This is a genomic window from Cellvibrio sp. ATLC23, from assembly GCF_057196725.1.
The window spans coordinates 152,460-170,559 of sequence record NZ_JBXUOS010000002.1; the positions used below are offsets into that span (position 1 = coordinate 152,460).

The 18,100-nt window shown below is 46.8% G+C and carries 15 protein-coding genes; 7 read left to right on the forward strand and 8 right to left on the reverse strand.

What is annotated here, in order from left to right; translation table 11 throughout:
- Positions 1-74: 74 nt before the first annotated feature.
- Positions 75-1,391: a lytic murein transglycosylase gene (locus AC2CG4_RS03695; RefSeq protein ID WP_484484984.1), complete on the forward strand. Its 1,317-nt coding sequence runs from the start codon at positions 75-77 to the stop codon at positions 1,389-1,391.
- 38 nt (positions 1,392-1,429) lie between these two features.
- Complete coding sequence (locus AC2CG4_RS03700) at positions 1,430-2,737, forward strand: mechanosensitive ion channel family protein (protein ID WP_484484985.1); 1,308 nt, start codon at positions 1,430-1,432, stop codon at positions 2,735-2,737.
- A 13-nt stretch (positions 2,738-2,750) separates the two neighbouring features.
- On the opposite strand, the gene AC2CG4_RS03705 is transcribed toward AC2CG4_RS03700, so the two are convergent.
- Complete coding sequence (locus tag AC2CG4_RS03705) at positions 2,751-3,617, reverse strand: EamA family transporter (protein WP_484484986.1); 867 nt, start codon at positions 3,615-3,617, stop codon at positions 2,751-2,753.
- 180 nt (positions 3,618-3,797) lie between these two features.
- Between AC2CG4_RS03705 and AC2CG4_RS03710 the strand changes: the two genes are divergently transcribed.
- Both AC2CG4_RS03710 and AC2CG4_RS03715 read left to right on the forward strand, forming a co-directional pair.
- A complete protein-coding gene (locus AC2CG4_RS03710; RefSeq protein WP_484484987.1) occupies positions 3,798-6,635 on the forward strand; it encodes a Kelch repeat-containing protein in 2,838 nt (945 codons plus the stop codon).
- Positions 6,636-6,729: 94 nt separating this feature from the next.
- The gene (locus AC2CG4_RS03715; RefSeq protein ID WP_484484988.1) at positions 6,730-7,656 is read left to right on the forward strand and encodes a diguanylate cyclase; all 927 of its coding nucleotides are present in this window, start codon (positions 6,730-6,732) and stop codon (positions 7,654-7,656) included.
- A gap of 200 nt (positions 7,657-7,856) precedes the next feature.
- On the opposite strand, the gene AC2CG4_RS03720 is transcribed toward AC2CG4_RS03715, so the two are convergent.
- Positions 7,857-8,849 carry an LLM class flavin-dependent oxidoreductase gene (locus tag AC2CG4_RS03720; protein ID WP_484484989.1) on the reverse strand — a complete coding sequence of 331 codons (993 nt, stop codon included), beginning with the start codon at positions 8,847-8,849 and terminating at the stop codon, positions 7,857-7,859.
- 230 nt (positions 8,850-9,079) lie between these two features.
- On the opposite strand from AC2CG4_RS03720, the gene AC2CG4_RS03725 reads away from it, so the two are divergent.
- Entirely contained in the window at positions 9,080-10,390 is a 1,311-nt protein-coding gene (locus AC2CG4_RS03725) for a hypothetical protein (RefSeq protein ID WP_484484990.1), read from the forward strand.
- Between the two features lie 215 nt (positions 10,391-10,605).
- Here the strand turns inward: AC2CG4_RS03725 and AC2CG4_RS03730 are convergent, their stop codons facing one another.
- From AC2CG4_RS03730 to AC2CG4_RS03745, 4 genes are all read right to left on the reverse strand, one after another.
- Positions 10,606-10,785: a DUF6435 family protein gene (locus AC2CG4_RS03730; RefSeq protein WP_484484991.1), complete on the reverse strand. Its 180-nt coding sequence runs from the start codon at positions 10,783-10,785 to the stop codon at positions 10,606-10,608.
- A gap of 62 nt (positions 10,786-10,847) precedes the next feature.
- The gene (locus tag AC2CG4_RS03735; protein ID WP_484484992.1) at positions 10,848-11,300 is read right to left on the reverse strand and encodes a pseudouridine synthase; all 453 of its coding nucleotides are present in this window, start codon (positions 11,298-11,300) and stop codon (positions 10,848-10,850) included.
- Between the two features lie 591 nt (positions 11,301-11,891).
- Positions 11,892-13,571, reverse strand: a complete 1,680-nt coding sequence (locus AC2CG4_RS03740) for a carbohydrate-binding protein (RefSeq protein ID WP_484484993.1) — start codon at positions 13,569-13,571, stop codon at positions 11,892-11,894.
- Between the two features lie 433 nt (positions 13,572-14,004).
- Entirely contained in the window at positions 14,005-14,184 is a 180-nt protein-coding gene (locus tag AC2CG4_RS03745) for a DUF6435 family protein (RefSeq protein WP_484484994.1), read from the reverse strand.
- A 200-nt stretch (positions 14,185-14,384) separates the two neighbouring features.
- Here AC2CG4_RS03745 and rrtA point away from each other — a divergent pair, with 200 nt between their 5' ends.
- Both rrtA and cysZ read left to right on the forward strand, forming a co-directional pair.
- Positions 14,385-14,921: a rhombosortase gene (gene rrtA, locus AC2CG4_RS03750; protein ID WP_484484995.1), complete on the forward strand. Its 537-nt coding sequence runs from the start codon at positions 14,385-14,387 to the stop codon at positions 14,919-14,921.
- On the forward strand, positions 14,922-15,665 hold the full coding sequence (gene cysZ, locus AC2CG4_RS03755) for a sulfate transporter CysZ (protein ID WP_484484996.1): 744 nt from the start codon (positions 14,922-14,924) through the stop codon (positions 15,663-15,665).
- A gap of 155 nt (positions 15,666-15,820) precedes the next feature.
- On the opposite strand, the gene AC2CG4_RS03760 is transcribed toward cysZ, so the two are convergent.
- Both AC2CG4_RS03760 and AC2CG4_RS03765 read right to left on the reverse strand, forming a co-directional pair.
- Complete coding sequence (locus AC2CG4_RS03760; RefSeq protein WP_484484997.1) at positions 15,821-17,083, reverse strand: response regulator; 1,263 nt, start codon at positions 17,081-17,083, stop codon at positions 15,821-15,823.
- Positions 17,084-17,218: 135 nt separating this feature from the next.
- Positions 17,219-18,085: a DMT family transporter gene (locus tag AC2CG4_RS03765; RefSeq protein WP_484484998.1), complete on the reverse strand. Its 867-nt coding sequence runs from the start codon at positions 18,083-18,085 to the stop codon at positions 17,219-17,221.
- Between the last annotated feature and the right edge of the window lie 15 nt (positions 18,086-18,100).

Consider the following 18,100-nt stretch of genomic DNA (forward strand, 5'->3'; position numbering starts at 1 on the left):
TGGCAGTGTCATTCTGCAAATCGAATTCACCTAAATGGCTAGCGTTTTTAGTGCCGCCTCTATCCGGAGTTACCATGCCCAACCTACGGGAGCTTTTACCTCTTGTCTGCTGTATGAGTTTATTGTCTTGCGCGCAAACCCCCACCAGTACAACAAGCCCATCTAGCGCCGCAACTTCAGCAACATCTACCACTGTGATCACAGCCACAGCCGATGCAGCGGTCATCACCCCGGCCCCCATGCTCAGCGAAGCCGAGTTTGCCAGCTGTATCCAAACTTTCTCTGCCGATGCAAAAAAGGCCGGTATCAGCGCGCCGACAATTCGCGCAAGCCTAGGCAAGGCCAGCCTCAGCAAACGCGTGCTGGAATTGGATCGCCAACAACCGGAGTTCACCACCACCTTTGCCGACTACTTTAATCGCCGCGTAACCGAACAGCGCGTGGCACAGGGGCGCGCACTTTGGGCAACGCATCGCGCACTGCTGGATCGTGTTGAACAAACTTACGGTGTACCGGCACCTTACCTGCTTGCCTTTTGGGGTTTGGAAACCAACTTCGGCGGTTATTTTGGCAATATGAAAGTGGTCGATTCCCTCGCCACCCTCGCCTGCGATCCGCGCCGCAGCACCTTTTTTACCATCGAATTAATGAACGCCTTACGCATTCTCGATGAGGGTGATATAGCTCCCGACAAGATGCTCGGCTCCTGGGCTGGTGCCATGGGCAATTTCCAATTTATGCCCTCGTCTTACTTAAAAAATGCCGTGGATTACGATGGCGATAACAAACGCGACCTGTGGTATAGCAAAGCCGATGCATTTGCATCCGCCGCGAAATTTTTACAAAGTTTGGGTTGGCTGGGAGATGAACGCTGGGGGCGCGAAGTGAAATTGCCGCGCAACTTTCCGTTTTTAGAGGCGGGTTTAAAAAATCACAAAACGCTTACCGAGTGGAGCAAGTTAGGGGTGACTCGCGCCGACAACAGCCCGCTGCCGCAAGCGGAGATGAATGCCTCGCTTCTGGTTCCCGCAGGCCACCAAGGCCCAGCGTTTTTGGTGTACGACAATTTCAATGTGATTATGCGCTGGAACCGCTCGGAGTTTTACGCCATTGCCGTCGGCCAATTGGCTGATCAAATTGCCGGTGGCGGTGCGCTGTTGCAAACTCCACCCACCGATGCACCGCGTTTACATCGCCAGCAAGTGTTGCAATTGCAAGCGCAGCTCAATCAACAAGGTTTTGATGCAGGCACACCCGATGGCATTTTTGGCCCGGGCACACGCCGCGCACTCAGTGAATTCCAACACGCGCAAGGTTTAGTGGCCGACGGCTTCGCCGATCACGCCGTGTTAAAACTGCTGGGCATTCAAAGCGCATCGGGCAGCAACTAACACTGTGAAATTAAAATCGAAGAACTGGAGTCAGCACCGTGGATTATAAAAAAATCAGCCAGACACTCGTTGATCTGCATACGCAATGGACAAATCTGCTGCAGGATTCAAGCACCTACTATCAGTTGCTGCTGGTGTTGGCGATTTTTTTATTTTCCTATTTAATCAGCCGGCGCATTCGCAAACATGTGCCACTATTTTCACAACCCACCAATGCGTCTACTGCCACGCTGCGCAAATTCAGTTCCAAATTAGGCGGTTTAATTTTCCCGCTGATCACCATTATCATCATGAGTATGGCGATCGAACTGAGCAGCCAGATGCTGGGCAAATCCTGGCTGATACGCACTGCACTGGTTGCTTCATTATTGCTGTTTTATAACACGCTGATTCGCGATTACATCAAAAACGATTTTGTCGCGTTTAGTTTTCGCTGGGTGGGTTTGCCGCTGTTGTTTTTACACTGGGTGGATTTACTCGACCCTACTATCGCCATTCTTGAAGCCATGCATGTCACCGTCGGCAATATTAATGTGTCGGCCTATGGCGTAGCCAGAGTGATAGTATTTGGCTCGCTGCTGTTTTGGCTCGGGCGCATTTCCAGCACCACCGGTCAGGAAATTATTCGGCGGCAAGAAAAGTTGGATTTCAGAACTAAAGAAGTCTCGGCAAAATTATTAGAAGTCGCGATTTTTATTTTATTTATTTTATTGCTGCTGCAAGTGATGGGCATCAACCTCACTGCCCTCGCGGTCTTTGGCGGCGCGCTCGGTGTTGGGCTGGGTTTGGGTTTACAAGCCATCGCTTCCAACTTTATTTCCGGCATTATTATTTTGCTCGACCGCTCTATTTCGGTGGATGACTATATCGAGCTGGAAGATGGCAGAACCGGTGTAGTACGCGAACTCACGCTGCGCTCAACCACACTGGAAACCTTTGATGGCAAAGACATCATGGTGCCCAACGAACGGTTTATGACCGAAAGCTTTACCAACTGGACGCACAAAAATAAAAAGCAGCGCTACCGCGTCGATTTTTCCGTGGCCTACGACACCGACATTCGCAAGCTGGTGGAAATTATTAAACAAACCGTTGCCTCACACGAACAAGTGATCAGCGGCGACGATGTACCTTTTGAAGAGCGCCCCGATTGTGAAATCAGCGGCTTTGGCGAGTCAGGCGTGAATATGTTTGTAGAGTTCTGGATGTACGGCATAGACGACGGCAAAAATCGTGTCGGCGGAGATTTGCTACTAATGATTTTTGAAGCAATGCGCGAACACGGTTTTCAAATTCCGTATCCGCAGCGCGAGGTGCGCATCCTCAACGAAAAAAATCCCAACTAATCAGCGCTGGAATTTATTTTTTCTCCACAATCACCAGGGCGATACCACCCAGTATCGCCATTGATGCCAATACCAAGCGCAACGTGAGCGATTCGCTGAGCAACATAACGCCGCCCACTGCGGTAATCACTGGCACACTCAATTGCACCGAGGCAGCAGTTGTCGCCTTTAACGCGGGCAATACGCCATACCAAATAGCGTAACCAACACCGGACGCTAAGGCGCCAGACAAAATTGCATACACAATTCCGGTATTGCTTAACATTGCGCCGCTAAAAAAATCACCACCAAAAAACACGCTACTTTGCAGCAATAAGATTAAGAAGACTGCCATTGGAATCGTGCGCACAAAATTTCCCGCAGTCACCTGCAGTGGGTCGCCAACCGCTTTGCCGCGCAGTGAATAAATTCCCCAGGCAACACCAGCTCCCACCATTAACAGTGACCCCCATAACGGCGGCGCGGAAAATCCTGGCGCAAGCAGTACCACTAAACCCACCAAAGCCAATGCAAGACCTACACGCTGCAATCTACGCAATTGTTCGCCCGACCAAATGCCATAACCAATCATGGTGGCCTGCACAGCACCAAACAACAACAGCGCACCCAATGCGGCAGGCAAACTTAAATAGGCAAACGAAAAACCTGCCGCATATACAAACAGCGCCAATGCCGACCACCAATTGCCCTGCACGCGCGCAGAGCGGCGATGCAGCAATACAATCAACCACAAAACCAACGCGCCAGAGAGCAAACGAATACTGGTAAAACTCGCGGCATCGATGCTGCCATTCTTAAGCGCAAGGCGACACAAAATAGAATTGCCCGCAAATGCCAGCATCGCAAAGGCAGTCAGGACAATCACACGAACATAATTCATCTCAAGTAATCCATATCAATTAACGCATCAAGCGAACACCCGCAGACTAATCTTTTTGCGCAGTTAACACACACGTTTCTTTACCAATATTGACTATAACTGACCGGCCAACATAAGAGATCATGACGCGCTCTTTTCATATTGCACTCATCAATAAATACAAAACATCGGCAGAAAAATATGAACCACTCTCTACATACATCATACCGTCAAATAGTCGCCACCTTCGCAGTGGCATTGTTATCGCTAAGCGCTCTGTGTGCATCCGCAGCGCAACCAATTTGGGATACACTCAACCCCAAGGGGGAACCCACCGCACGCCATGAAGCAGCGGCGGTAGCGTTTAACAATAAACTCTATCTGTTGGGCGGGCGCCGCATTAACCCTACCGACGTTTATGACCCAGCCACAAATAGTTGGCAGGCAAAAGCCAAACCGCCCATTGAACTCCACCATTTTCAAGCGGTTGTGTTGGGCGAAAAAATTTATTTGATCGGCGCTATGACCGGTAACTGGCCCAATGAAAAACCGCTCACTAAAGTCATGGCCTATTTACCCAAAGAAGATCGCTTTGAAACGCTGCATGATATTCCCGCTGATCGCCAACGGGGCGGCGCAGGTGCAGTGGTGTATAACAATAAAATTTATATTGTTGGCGGTATCACTAACGGCCATATGAATGGTTATGTGAATTGGTTTGATGAATATGACCCCAGCACAGGGCAATGGCGCCAGCTGCCAGATGCACCACACAAGCGCGATCATTTTTCTGCTGCCGTCATCGGCAAAAAACTCTATGCCTTTGGCGGCCGCCAAAGCAATCACTCACAGGGAAATGATTTTGGTCCCGCGCAATTATTTGGCGATGTATTTAATTTTGCCGACAATCAATGGGAGGCAACTGATGCCAGCATGGAGTTGCCCACCGGGCGCTCGGGCAATATGGTGCTCGCATGGAAAGATGAATTAATTATTGGTGGCGGCGAAAGCGATACGCAACTTCTGGCGCACAACGAAGTGGAAGCCTTTAATACTAAGACCAAAACCTGGCGCAGCTGGCCCGCATTAACACAAGGGCGTCACGGCTCGGCCTTTGTCGTTATTGGCAATTATGTTTATCTCGCCTCTGGCTGTGCTAAACGCGGCGGCGAACCCGAGTTAAGCAGTATCGAACGATTAAAATTACCGCGCTCAAGTGGAGCAGCAAAAAAATTCGGAACGCCACTTGAACGCCACACAGTACCAAACACAACACAGAATAAAAATACACAGCAGGTGATGCAACACCACAGCTTGACCTTAAGTTTTACCGGGCCAGATACACAAGAAAATGCCAACACCAATCCATTTACCGATTATCGTTTATTAGTTGAATTTCGCTCCGGTGATAAACGCCATTTAATTCGCGGTTTTTATGCGGCCGATGGCAATGCCGCCAACACCAGTGCCAGCGCAGGTAATGTGTGGCAAGTACGCTTTAGCCCGGAAACTCCAGGCACTTGGCACTACAGCGCCAGTTTAAAGCAAGGCAAAAATATCGCACTTGAGCGCAACCCGGCAGTGGGTGAAAACATTGCCCTTAGCGCCGCCACAGGCAGCATTGAAGTGCTCGCTTCCAATAAAAAAGCGCCCGACTTTCGCGCGCCCGATGCTGGCCTGTTAAGCATTAAAGACGGTTATTTTCATTTCAAATCGTCCAATCGCTACTGGCTAAAAGGCGGCACCAACAGCCCCGAAAATTTATTGGCCTTTGTGGATTTTGATAATACCTATCGCCTCAATAATGAAGCGCGCACAGGTGAAGCCGCCGCCGACAAACCGATCCACAGTTTTCCATCGCACATCGCCGACTGGCGCCCCGGCGATCCAATCTGGGGAGAAAATAAAGGCAAAGCGATTATCGGTGCAATGAATTATTTGGCGTCTGAAGGCATGAACGCCGCTTATTTTTTAACATTAAATTTAACTGGCGATGGCAAAGACGTTTGGCCTTATGCCGATCCAAATGATTTCACCCGTTTTGATGTCAGCAAGTTAGAGCAGTGGAATATTGTTTTTGAACACATGCAGGCCAAAGGCATATTGCTGCATATAGTCACGCAAGAAACCGAAAATGAATTGCTGTTAGATGCGGGCGATACCGGTGTACAGCGCGCGTTATATTACAGCGAATTAATTGCGCGCTTTGGCCATCACCCAGGTGTAGTGTGGAACCTCGGTGAAGAAAATGGCCCGGTTCACTGGAGCCCCAAAGGCCAGAACGACGCCCAGCGTCGCGCTATGGCTAATTTCTTTGAAGCGAATGATCCCTATCAACATCCGGTGGTGATACACACTCATTCAATCGCCAGCGAGAAAGACGATATTCTAAAACCACTGCTCGGGCTGAAATCATTGGATGGTTTATCGTTTCAAGTCTCTGACCGCACCACCGTGAATAGCGAAACACGTAAATGGCATGCTCTGTCTCAACAAGCTAAAACACCTTGGCTGATCACCATGGATGAAATTGGCGAGTGGCACACAGGCGCCATGCCAGACGCACAAGCAGGCAATCACGACAGCCTGCGCAGACATGCACTGTGGGGACATTTATTAGCGGGTGGTGCAGGTGTGGAATGGTACTTTGGTGCGCGTTTTTCCGAGCACGATTTATCGCTGGAAAATTTTCGCTCGCGTCACAAACTCTGGGGGCAAACACGCCACGCCTTGGATTTCTTCAACGCCTACCTACCCTATTGGAAAATGGCACCCTGTGAAGACGGTGTAATTGATCGCGGTGATGCCTATTGTTTTGCACAAAAAAATCAGTACTACGCCATCTACTTACCTGAAGGCCGCACTGGCATTTTAAAATTGCCATCGCAACACCACTATGATCTGTACTGGTTTGATCCGCAGCAGGGTGGCGGCTTACAGCGCGGCAGCATTGAACAAGTAGAAGGTAGCGATTGGATCGAATTAGGTCACCCGCCCATCAATGATGGCCGCGACTGGGTGCTGTTAGTAAAAAACTAAGCTTAACGCAGCGCCTAGCAGAATCTAGCTCAGCGCATATACTTGAGTGACTCTCATCACCGATAACGCTGCACAATAAACGCAGGGTACACTTATGGTAAAGATGACACATTCAAGCAAGATTCTGCTGCTCGCTGTTTTATTATTTGCACCCAGTGCATTAGCGATCGACACCCTCAAATGGCCAGATAGCGGCGACATGGATTCACCCAAGGAGAAATACAAATACAACATAGCCAAAATGGCAATGGAAAAAACCGTCGCGCAATTTGGACCTTATAGAATTGACGCTGTACCAATTGAAGTGATGACGCCGATCAGGGCTAAAGAAGTTGTGCGTCAAGGAACGAAAGTAAATATTTACGTTGCCTTGACCACTAACGATTGGGAGCACGACACCATTCCTGTGCGCATACCAATCCGCAGAGGCATACTGAACTATCGCTTGCTGCTTGTGCATCAAAACAACCGCTCTACTTTTGCCAATATCAATTCACTGGAAGAGTTAAAGCGTTTAAAAGTTGGATCTCAACTGGGCTGGGCGACAACCGATATTCTAAAAGCGGAAGGATTTAATGTAGTACGCGGTACAAAACCCGATGGCATGTTTTATATGCTAGACGGCGGCCGTTTTGATTACTTACCGCGCGGCATTAATGAAATATTTAATGAGCAAGAAAAATACAAAGACAAACTCCAAATCACTGTAGCGCCCAATATTGCCCTCAACCTGCCAGCCCCAACCTATTTCTTTGTCTCCCCGAGCGAACCTGGCTTGGCAAAACGGCTAGAGGCAGGCTTGGAAATAATGGTGAAAGATGGCTCACTCAAAGCGATATTTAATGCAGCCTACGGCGACGCCCTGAAAATAGCAGACCTTAAATCACGCAAAATAATCTCCATAAAAAATTCAAGCCTTCCACCTCTCACACCATTAGATCGCAAGGAATTATGGTACGACCCATTTGAAGAAGATCTTCCCCCTGCCGACAATGAATCATCAACTAGCCCTGCGTTTTAACGCCGGAAGCGTTAAGTCATTATAATTTTTGAATCGATTTTTTTAATTCAGATTGTTGTGCAAACTGAACGCTCACTGAATATTAGGAAGTGATCTGATGGCAAAAGTATAATCCCACCGCATACTGGCTGCTCAGTTACAAACCGCCATTCAAACATCGGTCACATTAATTTCAATACCATCAAAGTATCGCACCAAGATTAACGCAGATGTTCTTTAACGCGCGCGAGTGTCGATAAAGTTTTAATACGTAAATCGCGATCATACACATCAATCGTGAACATAAATTCATCAATCGCGAGTTCATCGCGCAATTGTTGTAAGCCATCCAAAATTTCCAGCTCATCGCCAATTTGCGCCAGCGCTAAAAATTCTTGCACGCTGTGTTTTTCACTCGCCGACCAATCTAACTGCGCACGATCTGTTGGCGGGCACAACCATAAAGGTTCACCGCGAAATAACGCGGTAATGCGCTGAAAACTTGTCGTCGCATAGAGCTCAGCTTGCGCTGTAGTTTCACCCCACACAATCGGCAAGCCCAACATAAAATAAGGTTTATCCAACTGTGCCGACGGGCGAAACTCTGCGCGATAACGTTTGAGTGCAGCGCGCATATACGCAGGTGCAAAATGCCCCGCAAATGAATACGGCAAACCCAATTGTGCAGCGAGCCCGGCACTGTAGAGGCTCGAACCTAAAATCCAAATCGGCACCTGTGTGCCCTCACCCGGCACTGCACGCAAACGCTGTTGCGGTGAACTCGGCTGTAACAGTTGTTGGATTACTTGCACTTCTTGCGCAAAATTTTCGGCTGCAGATTCATCGCGTTTTAATGCACGGCTAGTCACCGGATCAGTTCCCGGTGCGCGCCCTAAACCCAAATCGATGCGGTCGCCATAAAGTGATGCCAGCGTACCGAATTGTTCCGCGACAATTAACGGCGAATGGTTAGGCAACATAATCCCACCCGACCCCACGCGCAGTTGCTGCGTCTTCCCCGCAATATGCCCAATCAACACCGCCGTCGCCGAACTGGCAATGCCCTGCATATTGTGATGCTCCGCCAACCAAAACCGCTTAAACCCCAACCCATCCGCCGCCTGCGCATAAGCCGCCGCATGGGTAAAACTATCGCAAGGCGTTTCATTGATTCGCACAGAAGCAAGTTCAAGCAAAGAAAATTCAACCGACATAACTCAACCTCATCCAATGGATAGGCTTGTATTTTACGGCTAAAGCAACGAGTGATGGGTTTATGTGCCGGTAACTTATTAATTCTTTACCGTGTAATGGGCGGTAATTACATTAAAAAGGGTAATTTGTTATTTGGCTTACTTGTGGTTCAATTGCACCATTATACAGATAAACTGTCCACTGAGTTTAGGTGGAATCTTATTACCCTTAGAATTCTGGAATGAATAATATGGCAAAAAAAATTAGTGTAAAAGATGTATTTAATGGCCTTGGGATGCCAGATATCACTTATGTTTCCCAAGAAGGTGGAGAATACGAAAAAGCTTTAAGACAAGGAATTGAAGAGAGTGGCACTTTGTGCCTTTTAACAGGCTCTTCAAAAACAGGAAAGACAACCCTCTACAAAAAAGTATTCTCTGTAATGAAAAAGGAGCCTCTTATTGTCCGGTGTGACTCTACGATAGATTCAGAAGAATTCTGGAAAAGACCATTAGAGAAAATAAATTTTGACAGATTAACCACATTGCAGAATACAGAAATGTCAGAAGCCTCTACCGAAGGCAAGATCGGTGGAACTATTGGCTGGCCTTGGCTTGCGGGTCTTATTGGGGAGGTATCATTAGGTGTAAAAAGCTCCAACTCCGACACTGAAATTCGCGAAAAAATTGTGTCTAAACCATCACCTGCTCACCTTATACCATTATTAAAATATTCGAATGCTGTCTTAGTTGTTGAGGATTTTCACTACCTAAATGAAAACGTTCAAAAAGAAATTTTCCAACAGTGGAAAGCGTTCACTGACGGGGAGGTTTCTGTCTTAGTAGTAGGAACAACACATCATGGCGTTGATCTTGCCTACGCAAACTCCGATCTAGTTGGCAGAATTCAGCAAATTGACCTAGATCGATGGTCTGTAACTGATCTACTTCAGATAGCAAATAAAGGATTTGCAAAGATGGGAGTTCAGGCACCGGATAGCATACTTAACCTGATTGCGAATGAGTCATCTGGACTTCCTATTATTACCCAACAGACTTGCGCGCAACTATTTTTTAATAAAGATCTGACAGAAATCAATATTGGTACAAAAATTGACTTTAGTAGGCAAGACGCATTCGATGCTCTAAACAAAATTGCTTCGACGAAGTACCAACAATTTGAGTCATGGTATTCAAGACTAACAATTGGCCCAAGAAAACAGGCAAGAAAGTATGATACATATGAGATAGTACTCTTAGCATTCACCCTTGATCCGCTTAAATATGAATTAAATCGACACGAAATAGATGAAAGAATTAGCAAATTAGGTCTGCCCGTTAAAAAAACGCCTCCAGCAGCATCCATTAATAGTACTTTATCGGCTCTTGAAAAATTTCAAAAAAATAATGGATTCGAGCTGTTTGAGTGGAGCAAGCGTGATCAGGTTATCTACGTTTTAGAGCCGGCTTTTTTATTCTTTCTCCGCTGGAGAAAGCCAAGAACCAGCCTGCCGAGCCTGATTGATATTATTCAGACCTTACTAAAGAGTTTTTCAAAGTAGCGCCTACCAGCAGATTTTAAAATACTAAATACAGAAAAAATACTCGCACGTAAAAAGTAGCGATTTCGCACTAGAAAATTATTAAAATATTTACGTATGTGCATTATAATTTTATATTTCTAGGGCTATCGGAGTATTTGAGTAAGCACCTAATTATCCAATTAAAAATAGTCGTTGAAGAATCTTAAAGGAGCCAGACATTTGCAGCATGTAAATTAGTTTTCTGTAGTTTTTTCTAAAAACTCAATCTCCTTCAAAATATCCTCTGCCTCGCTCGTCAGCATCGAATAGGAACGGATATCACCATTGCACTGTACGTACAAGGCCTCTTCCAATTTTTGTAGGTATTGCTTATTGAGTTGTTTACGTGGGTCTTTTTTTAAGAAGGAGAACATAGTGAATATCCATTGGCGAGAGGATAGCTGTTACGGCAACCATGCGAGTTTGGTTCAATGTACTATCTACGCGATCGAGCTTTAACCGGCTTCTTACTCGCCGCGTTCGCATTGGTTTGATTCATCAGCGCAAAAAAATCCGCCGGTGCGGGTGTTTCAAACATTAAGTCTTTGCCGGTTTTTGGATGAATTATTTTTAAGCGCAACACATGCAAACCCATGCGATTACCTTTGGTACCATAACGTTCGTCGTCTACTACTTGATAACCCAACCAGGATAAATGCGCGCGAATTTGATGCTGACGACCCGTGTCGATTTGTACTTGCAATAGCGTTCGCGCATTGCTGGTGCGCTCGGTTTTGTAATGGGTGATGGCAGATTTTGCGTCAAGATGCGCGCCTACGTGCATGCGGTATTCCACTTCATCCAAACGCAGGGGTTGATCAATGGTTCCCTGCGCGGGGGTTGGGCGCCTTCTACAATCGCTAAATAGGTTTTTTCGGCTTGATCCCATTTGTCCATTACCGCTTCACGTATTTCCCGTGAAGTAGCACGTAGGTTGGGCAGTCATACCCAACAATACTTTTCAATTATCCAAATGTTGAGCATTGCTGCCCAACCTACTTAAATTAAAATGACTTCCGCAATTGGCCGTTATGCGAAGTTAAACTCATGAAGGTTCAACAAGTAGCCTGTATGGAGGCTAACGTAATGCGGGATTATTTAAGGTGCGTGAAGCGATTCGATTATTGAAGGTTTCAAATATTTAAACTTCCCGTATTCCGCTAGGCTCCATACAGGCTACGAAATAAACGTTAACCATTATGGGTGAAGCCGAAGTTACCGATCTTGGTCGAACTCGACTTGCTGCACGAACCCCGCCCTACCCTATGAAAATAATTGGCAGTAGAAGAAGTCTTAAAGCAAAAATTAATCGCAACGTGCGATAAGAAAATTCTTACCAAAAACGAAAACGTTGGGGCTTCATTCTATGCCTTTTTGCAAATAAGAATGAAACCCCTGAGTTATTAATAAAAGCGACGCATTGCCCGTTAATGTGTTGGGTTATATTACGCGCTTCGTGCTCTGCTAAATTGACGCTCGCCTACAAAAAATTCAGTTCACAGAATATGGGGAAGTGATCCGATGGCGGTGTAGTGCCTTCGCGGTAAGTGATGAGACTACAGCCAGACACAGTAAATTTACTGGCAAAGATGTAATCCAATTGCACATTAGCCGTCGGGTTCCAACCGTTAAAGGTATTGCCGGTAAACAAACTGATAAGTTGTGTTTGATTCTTCAATGTATTGATCGGACCACTGTTAGGTGTAGCATTTAAATCGCCCAATAAAATGGTTGGTAGCGACCAACTTTGATTCAAGCTGGCAATTCTATCGCGAATAATATTGGCAGAGCCTTGCTGCGAATTGCCATCAACACCCCAATGATTGTTTAAAAACAAAAACTCGCGGCTATCAAATTTTCTGCGCAGCTTTATCCATTCACTGGTACGTCTGCCCCACTCATCGGCAATCAATTCAATGATGCCGCTCTGCACCGCATCAAACGCATCGTTGCGATAAATAATCTGACGCGCGGGCGATGAACTCCACACGCTACCTAAATTGCTTTTAATGTAATCGTGCTGTTCACTGGTTGCTTCTTGAAAACCAATTACTTGCGGTAACTGGATTTTAATGGCCGTCACCAACTCGGCTTTGCGGTTATCCCAAAAGCGCTCACCCAAATCACCCGCCGGTGTAGTGCGCACGTTATAGGTCATCACTTTGAGTGTGCTCGCACTGCTGGAGCTACTACTGGAACTGCTAGAGCCATCGGTTGGACCAAGGTATTCAAAATCCACATAATTTAAATTGAAATTACCGGTTTCAAAATAAGCTTCCAATTCCTGCACGCCCTGATCAAGCGATGCCTCAATACTCACATTTTGCCAAGTTTGCCAATTACTGGTGTTGGGCACACCAATACGACCACCAAGATCGCGGCCATTAATTTTTAATTTGAAATAGGCGCCGCTATTGGGCGATGCCACTCGCGCAGTAATTTTGTAGCGCCCCTTGGTATTTACGTTGAGGTTGTAACGCAAATATTCACCTGCGTCGATCCAACCTACGTTGTAACCACCACCGGAATCATTTGTGAGTTCGATATCCACGTTATCGTTACGCAATTGGCCGCCGGTGTTGCCCGCTGTGGTATCAAGAAAACTGTTGTAGCGCTCCGCTTCCACACGCCCCGGAATGGCATGACCACAATCCGTTTGCTGGCAAGACACCACATCGACCCAATTTAAATTCCAGCCGCCGGTAGTAGCGTAAACACCCAGGCTGTAAGTACCCGCATTTATTTTCACCACTTTTGAAAACGTCTTCCAGGTTTGCCAGCCGCCAGTGCCAGTTATCGCAAGCTGCCCCAACTGAATAGAGCCGCCATTTAAATCCAGCGACAAGGTGCCACCGCTTTCGCTGGCGACACGCGCGCTAATTAAATAATCGCCCGTAGTGGGAATGCTCAAATTTTTAAAGCTGAGCCATTCCGTCGGCTCAACCCAGCCCACATTAAAACCACCGCCGGTATCGCTAGTTGCCTGAATATCAACATCACCGGTGCGATACACATTGCCCGCATTGCCAGTGGTGGTATCAAAAGCGACGGTGTAATCCTCCGCTTGAAAGCGCGCTGCGGAACACATTTCAGCGTAACCCAAGCTGGCAAATAGAATAAAAGGCAATAGCCGCGCAGGACATTTTAAATAGGGATGCATGGAGATTCTCCGATGAGGATAGTAGAAAAGTTGAATCAATTATTAGTATGGGAACAACGCGCCGCAATTAAAGAACTGCAAGCTACGAGTGCGGGAGCCTAACGCCAATGGCGAGTGATTTGTTAGTCAGTTTAGGCTAGGCGATAAAGTGATTGAAAAACGCAAGTGTGCCAGTTGGAAAAAATAAGTGGGACACCTACGCTATCGCTATGATTTTATTGGTGTTTACGCAGGCTTGGTATTCACTGCAAATGGTTTTTAGGATGCCCCCGAACAACTTTCAAAAAGCCGTAAAAATTAAACGATTGATGAACGCTTAACACTGCTGAAATTGCTCAAGTGATTAACTGCGTTTAAAGCTAAAGCCCAATGACTAACCACTTAGATTACGGCAGCTAAACAGCTGACGTTGCTATCAGCTTTATATTAGGCATTAGCCTTCCGTTGATTTATCTAACGCCTCCATCTTCTTCAACATATCCTCCGCTTCACTCGTCAACGTAGAATACGAACGGATATCGCCATTTCGCTGCGCGAGCATGGCCTCTTCCAGTTTTTGTAAATATTGTTTGTTGAGTGCTTTGAGTGGATCTTTTTTGAAAAACGAGAACATTGCGTTTACCTGTTGATTAATAGATGTAGCTTGTACGATATCCAACCAATTTTAGCTCAATGGAATTGGCATTAGGGTAATTTGCACCAACCTGCGTTCAGAGTCTAAGATGCAACCTCCATTCATTGCCTACAGCACATTCGATGCCCACTATTAAAATAACTGCGCCACTTGGGTTTTGCCTGATTTTAAGCGCTCTCATGCTCTGCCTTACTGCAACGGATGCGATGGTGTTTGACACGCTCAGCCTCGAACCGACTAAAGTCGCCGCTGGCGAGGTGTGGCGGTTGCTTTCCGGCAACCTGGTCCATTTTGGTTGGCTGCATACGCTGATGAATGCAGCGGCGCTGCTGTTATGTGCACTGGCTTTTTTTGCAGAATATTCGTTTAAAAAATTCTCGCTGTTATTGCTCTGGTGCTGTGCCAGCGTAGGGGTTGGGATTTACCTCTTGAACCCTGAGTATTCACCTTATGCAGGTTTATCTGGCGCGATTCACGGGTTAATTGTGGCGGGATTATTGCTCCCGCGCAGTTATCCTATTTGGATTCGTGTCATCGCCTTAGGCATGGTGCTGGCTAAATTAATGCAGGAAAATAGCGCCGATTACGAGGCGACTGATTTGCAAGCGCTGCTGCCCGTTGCGGTGGCCGTGGAATCGCATTTATACGGCGCGCTGGCGGGTTTGGTGTTTGCGAGCAGTGACTACTTATTACAACGTTTGAAAAGGAAAGAATAAATGCAAGGTTCTCCGGGTATAGCGATAGATTATTTTTTGGCGGGGGCGCGGCTGGTGGTGAAGCCGGGATTTCGCCGTTTTATTCTAATTCCGCTGTTAATTAATCTGGTTATTTTTTTCGCGGTAACGATTGCGCTCTATCACGCTTTTGGCGATTTTTTTGCGCTGGTGCTGGACTGGTCGCCGGATTGGCTGGACTGGTTTGCCTGGCTATTGTGGCCGCTAGTGGGATTTGTTTTTTTGGTTGTCTATGGTTACAGCTTTAATATCATTACCAATTTTTTAGCGGCGCCATTTTTTGGTTTACTGGCCGAGAAAATCGAAACCCACTTAACCGGCGTTGCACCGCCAGATGAACCCTGGGGGCAATTAATTCCACGCACACTGCAACGCGAAGCGGTGAAGCTTTGGTATTTTGTCAGCCGTGGCTTACTGATTTTGTTGGTGTTTATCGCGCTGTTTTTTATTCCTGGTGCAAACTTACTGGGTGTATTGATCGGCGCGATTTGGAGCTGCTGGTGTATGGCGGTGCAGTATTCAGATTATCCCGCCGATAACCACCAACTCAGTTTTCGCGAATTGCGGCGCCGCTTGAATAAGCAGCCGCTCACCAGTTATTCCTATGGCGGGATTATTTTGTTGGGCAGTATGGTGCCGGTATTAAATATTTTTGTTACGCCAATCGCAGTAGCGGGAGCAACTTTATATTGGGTGAAAGAAGTAAAACATCTTTCATCGCAATAATGATTTGATTGACCAAAATCGTCATCCTCGCGCAGCGGGGACCCATAAGTTTTAAGGCAAAATCAAAAAACTGGACTCCCGCTTGCGGGAGTGACGATGATGACACAATCAGACTCTATGCAATTCTACTTAGCAATTCCAAGTAAGAATATTCGTTATTCTTCAGCATCCCCATCATCTACAACCATATTGCCACCAGCCTCTTTGGCGTGTTGCAAGTAAGTGTGAGCCTGGGCGATTTGCTGGTCGAGACTCTGGTGCAGCTGACTTGTTACACCTGCACTGAAATAAAAATTACAGGTCTCGCCATTCAGCGTACAGGCTTCAGCTGCGAGTAATTGTTTCACTTTGCTTAACAACGCCGCTGCTTTTTCGTGATCCAACCCCGGCATTAATACATAAAAATCATCGCTGTCGGCTCGCGCCAATAAAAATCGCCCGAGCATATTGTGTAAATTAGCCGCAATATGTTTAAGCGCGACATCGCCCCAAACATTGCCATAATGCTGATTAATGTTGCTGAATTGATCGATATTGATAATGGCCATAGACAGCGGAGCCGCTTTTTCTACTGCGGTTTTATACAGTTCGCGCGCGGCATTAAAAAAGTAGGCGCGATGATACAGCCCGGTAAGATGATCGCGCTGAGCGTTTTCCGTTATCTGCTCGACCAATTCAAGATATTCAATATTATGAATAATGCGGCAATAGAATTCTTCCGGGTGAAAAGGTTTGCGCAAAAAATCATTGGCGCCGTGTTTGATAAATTTCGCCGAGAGCGCCTCACTACTTTCACCGGAAACACCAATCATAATCAGATCAGTTTTGTCGTACTTGTAGCGTAGGTTGCGCACCAATTCGAAGCCATCCATTTGAGGCATGTTGTAATCGGTGATTAATAATTTAATGTCCGGGTTATCCAGCAGCACTTTGATTGCATCAACACCATCAACGGCTTCCACCACTTGAAATAAATGGCGACGAAACAAATTCGCCATATGTTTGCGCGACATATCCGAATCATCTACCACCAATACTTTGATGCGCTGATTTTTTTCCAGCCGATGAATCATGCCAATCGCTTTGCTGTAGGCGTAGCGACCTTCTTTAGTTACGTAATCGACGATACCCTTGTTGAATAATTGCTCGCGCCGTTTTTCATCGTAAGAACCGGTAAGCACAATGGTGGGAATTTTTTTGCTGAGGGTAAAATCTACCACTTCACCATCCGGCGCATCGGGCAGATTCAGATCGACCAGCGCCGCAAAAAACTCCTCTGGCGCTTGCTCGCAAAGACTAGTCGCCTGGGCCAGGCTGACGGCATAGACAGCTTCATAATCCAGCGATGCGCTTTGCACCAAATGGCGCAACACCTTCATCACCATATCGCTGTCTTCTACAATGAGAATTTTTTTCATAGCAAACCACTCAACAAATGCGTAAGTATTCATTGAGTGTAGCCAATGTTTGGCAAAAGCTTGGAAAAATGCGCTAAGCCTATGATTAGACTTAAAATTTAGCGCTTAAGATGACCTTTCAATAAGGTGTAAACATCAACGCGCAGATTTTTTGTGCTCGCGTACCGACTCATAAATTGCCGCCGCCATAATAATACTGCCGCCAAGTAAGGTGCTCATTCCGGGATAGGTATGCAGAAAGGCGATCTCATAACCCACGGCATAGACCGGCTGTAAACAAGCCACCAAGCCCACGGTTTTTGCCTTTAGATAACGCAGTGAAAACCCTAACAGCGTGTGAGTAATGGCGGTAAACCCGATACCCAAACACAACAGTAACCACCAATCGTGCTGTGTAGGCTGATGCGGTGACAGCCACAAAACAGGCGTCATCAGAAGTGCAACTACCAGGACTTGATAGCTCATGGAGCGCGCCGCACTTTGTTTGCTAAACCAATGGCCCAACAATAAATTGCGCACCGCGAAGGTGAGCGCGGAAATCACTCCCCAGATCACGCCCTGGGTCATGTTGTTACCTAGATCGAACTCCGGCACCAGGCAATAGATCCCGACTAGTACCAAAAAACCACTCACTACATCGCGCCAGTCGAGCTTGGTGCGCTTGAGCCATGGCTCCAGAAATACCGTGACGACCGGATAGGCATAGAGCGAAATCATGCCCACGGCGATATTGGCGACCTGCATCGAATGGAAAAAAGTAATCCAGTGCAAAGCCAGCAACAGACCCAGAATAAACATGCGACCAAAATCACGCAGGGATTTCAGGCCAATATGAGATTCACGCCACCAGACCCAGAGAAACAATACCACCGCCGCAATCCAGGTGCGGTAACCGGTAATATCCCACGCGGGCAGTTCAATAATTTTGGAGAAAAGCCCGGTCGCGCCCATCAGGAACGCGCCCAAATGCAGGGTTAACAAGGCAGATTTAGCAGACGACATAACCCTTCCAGGCGA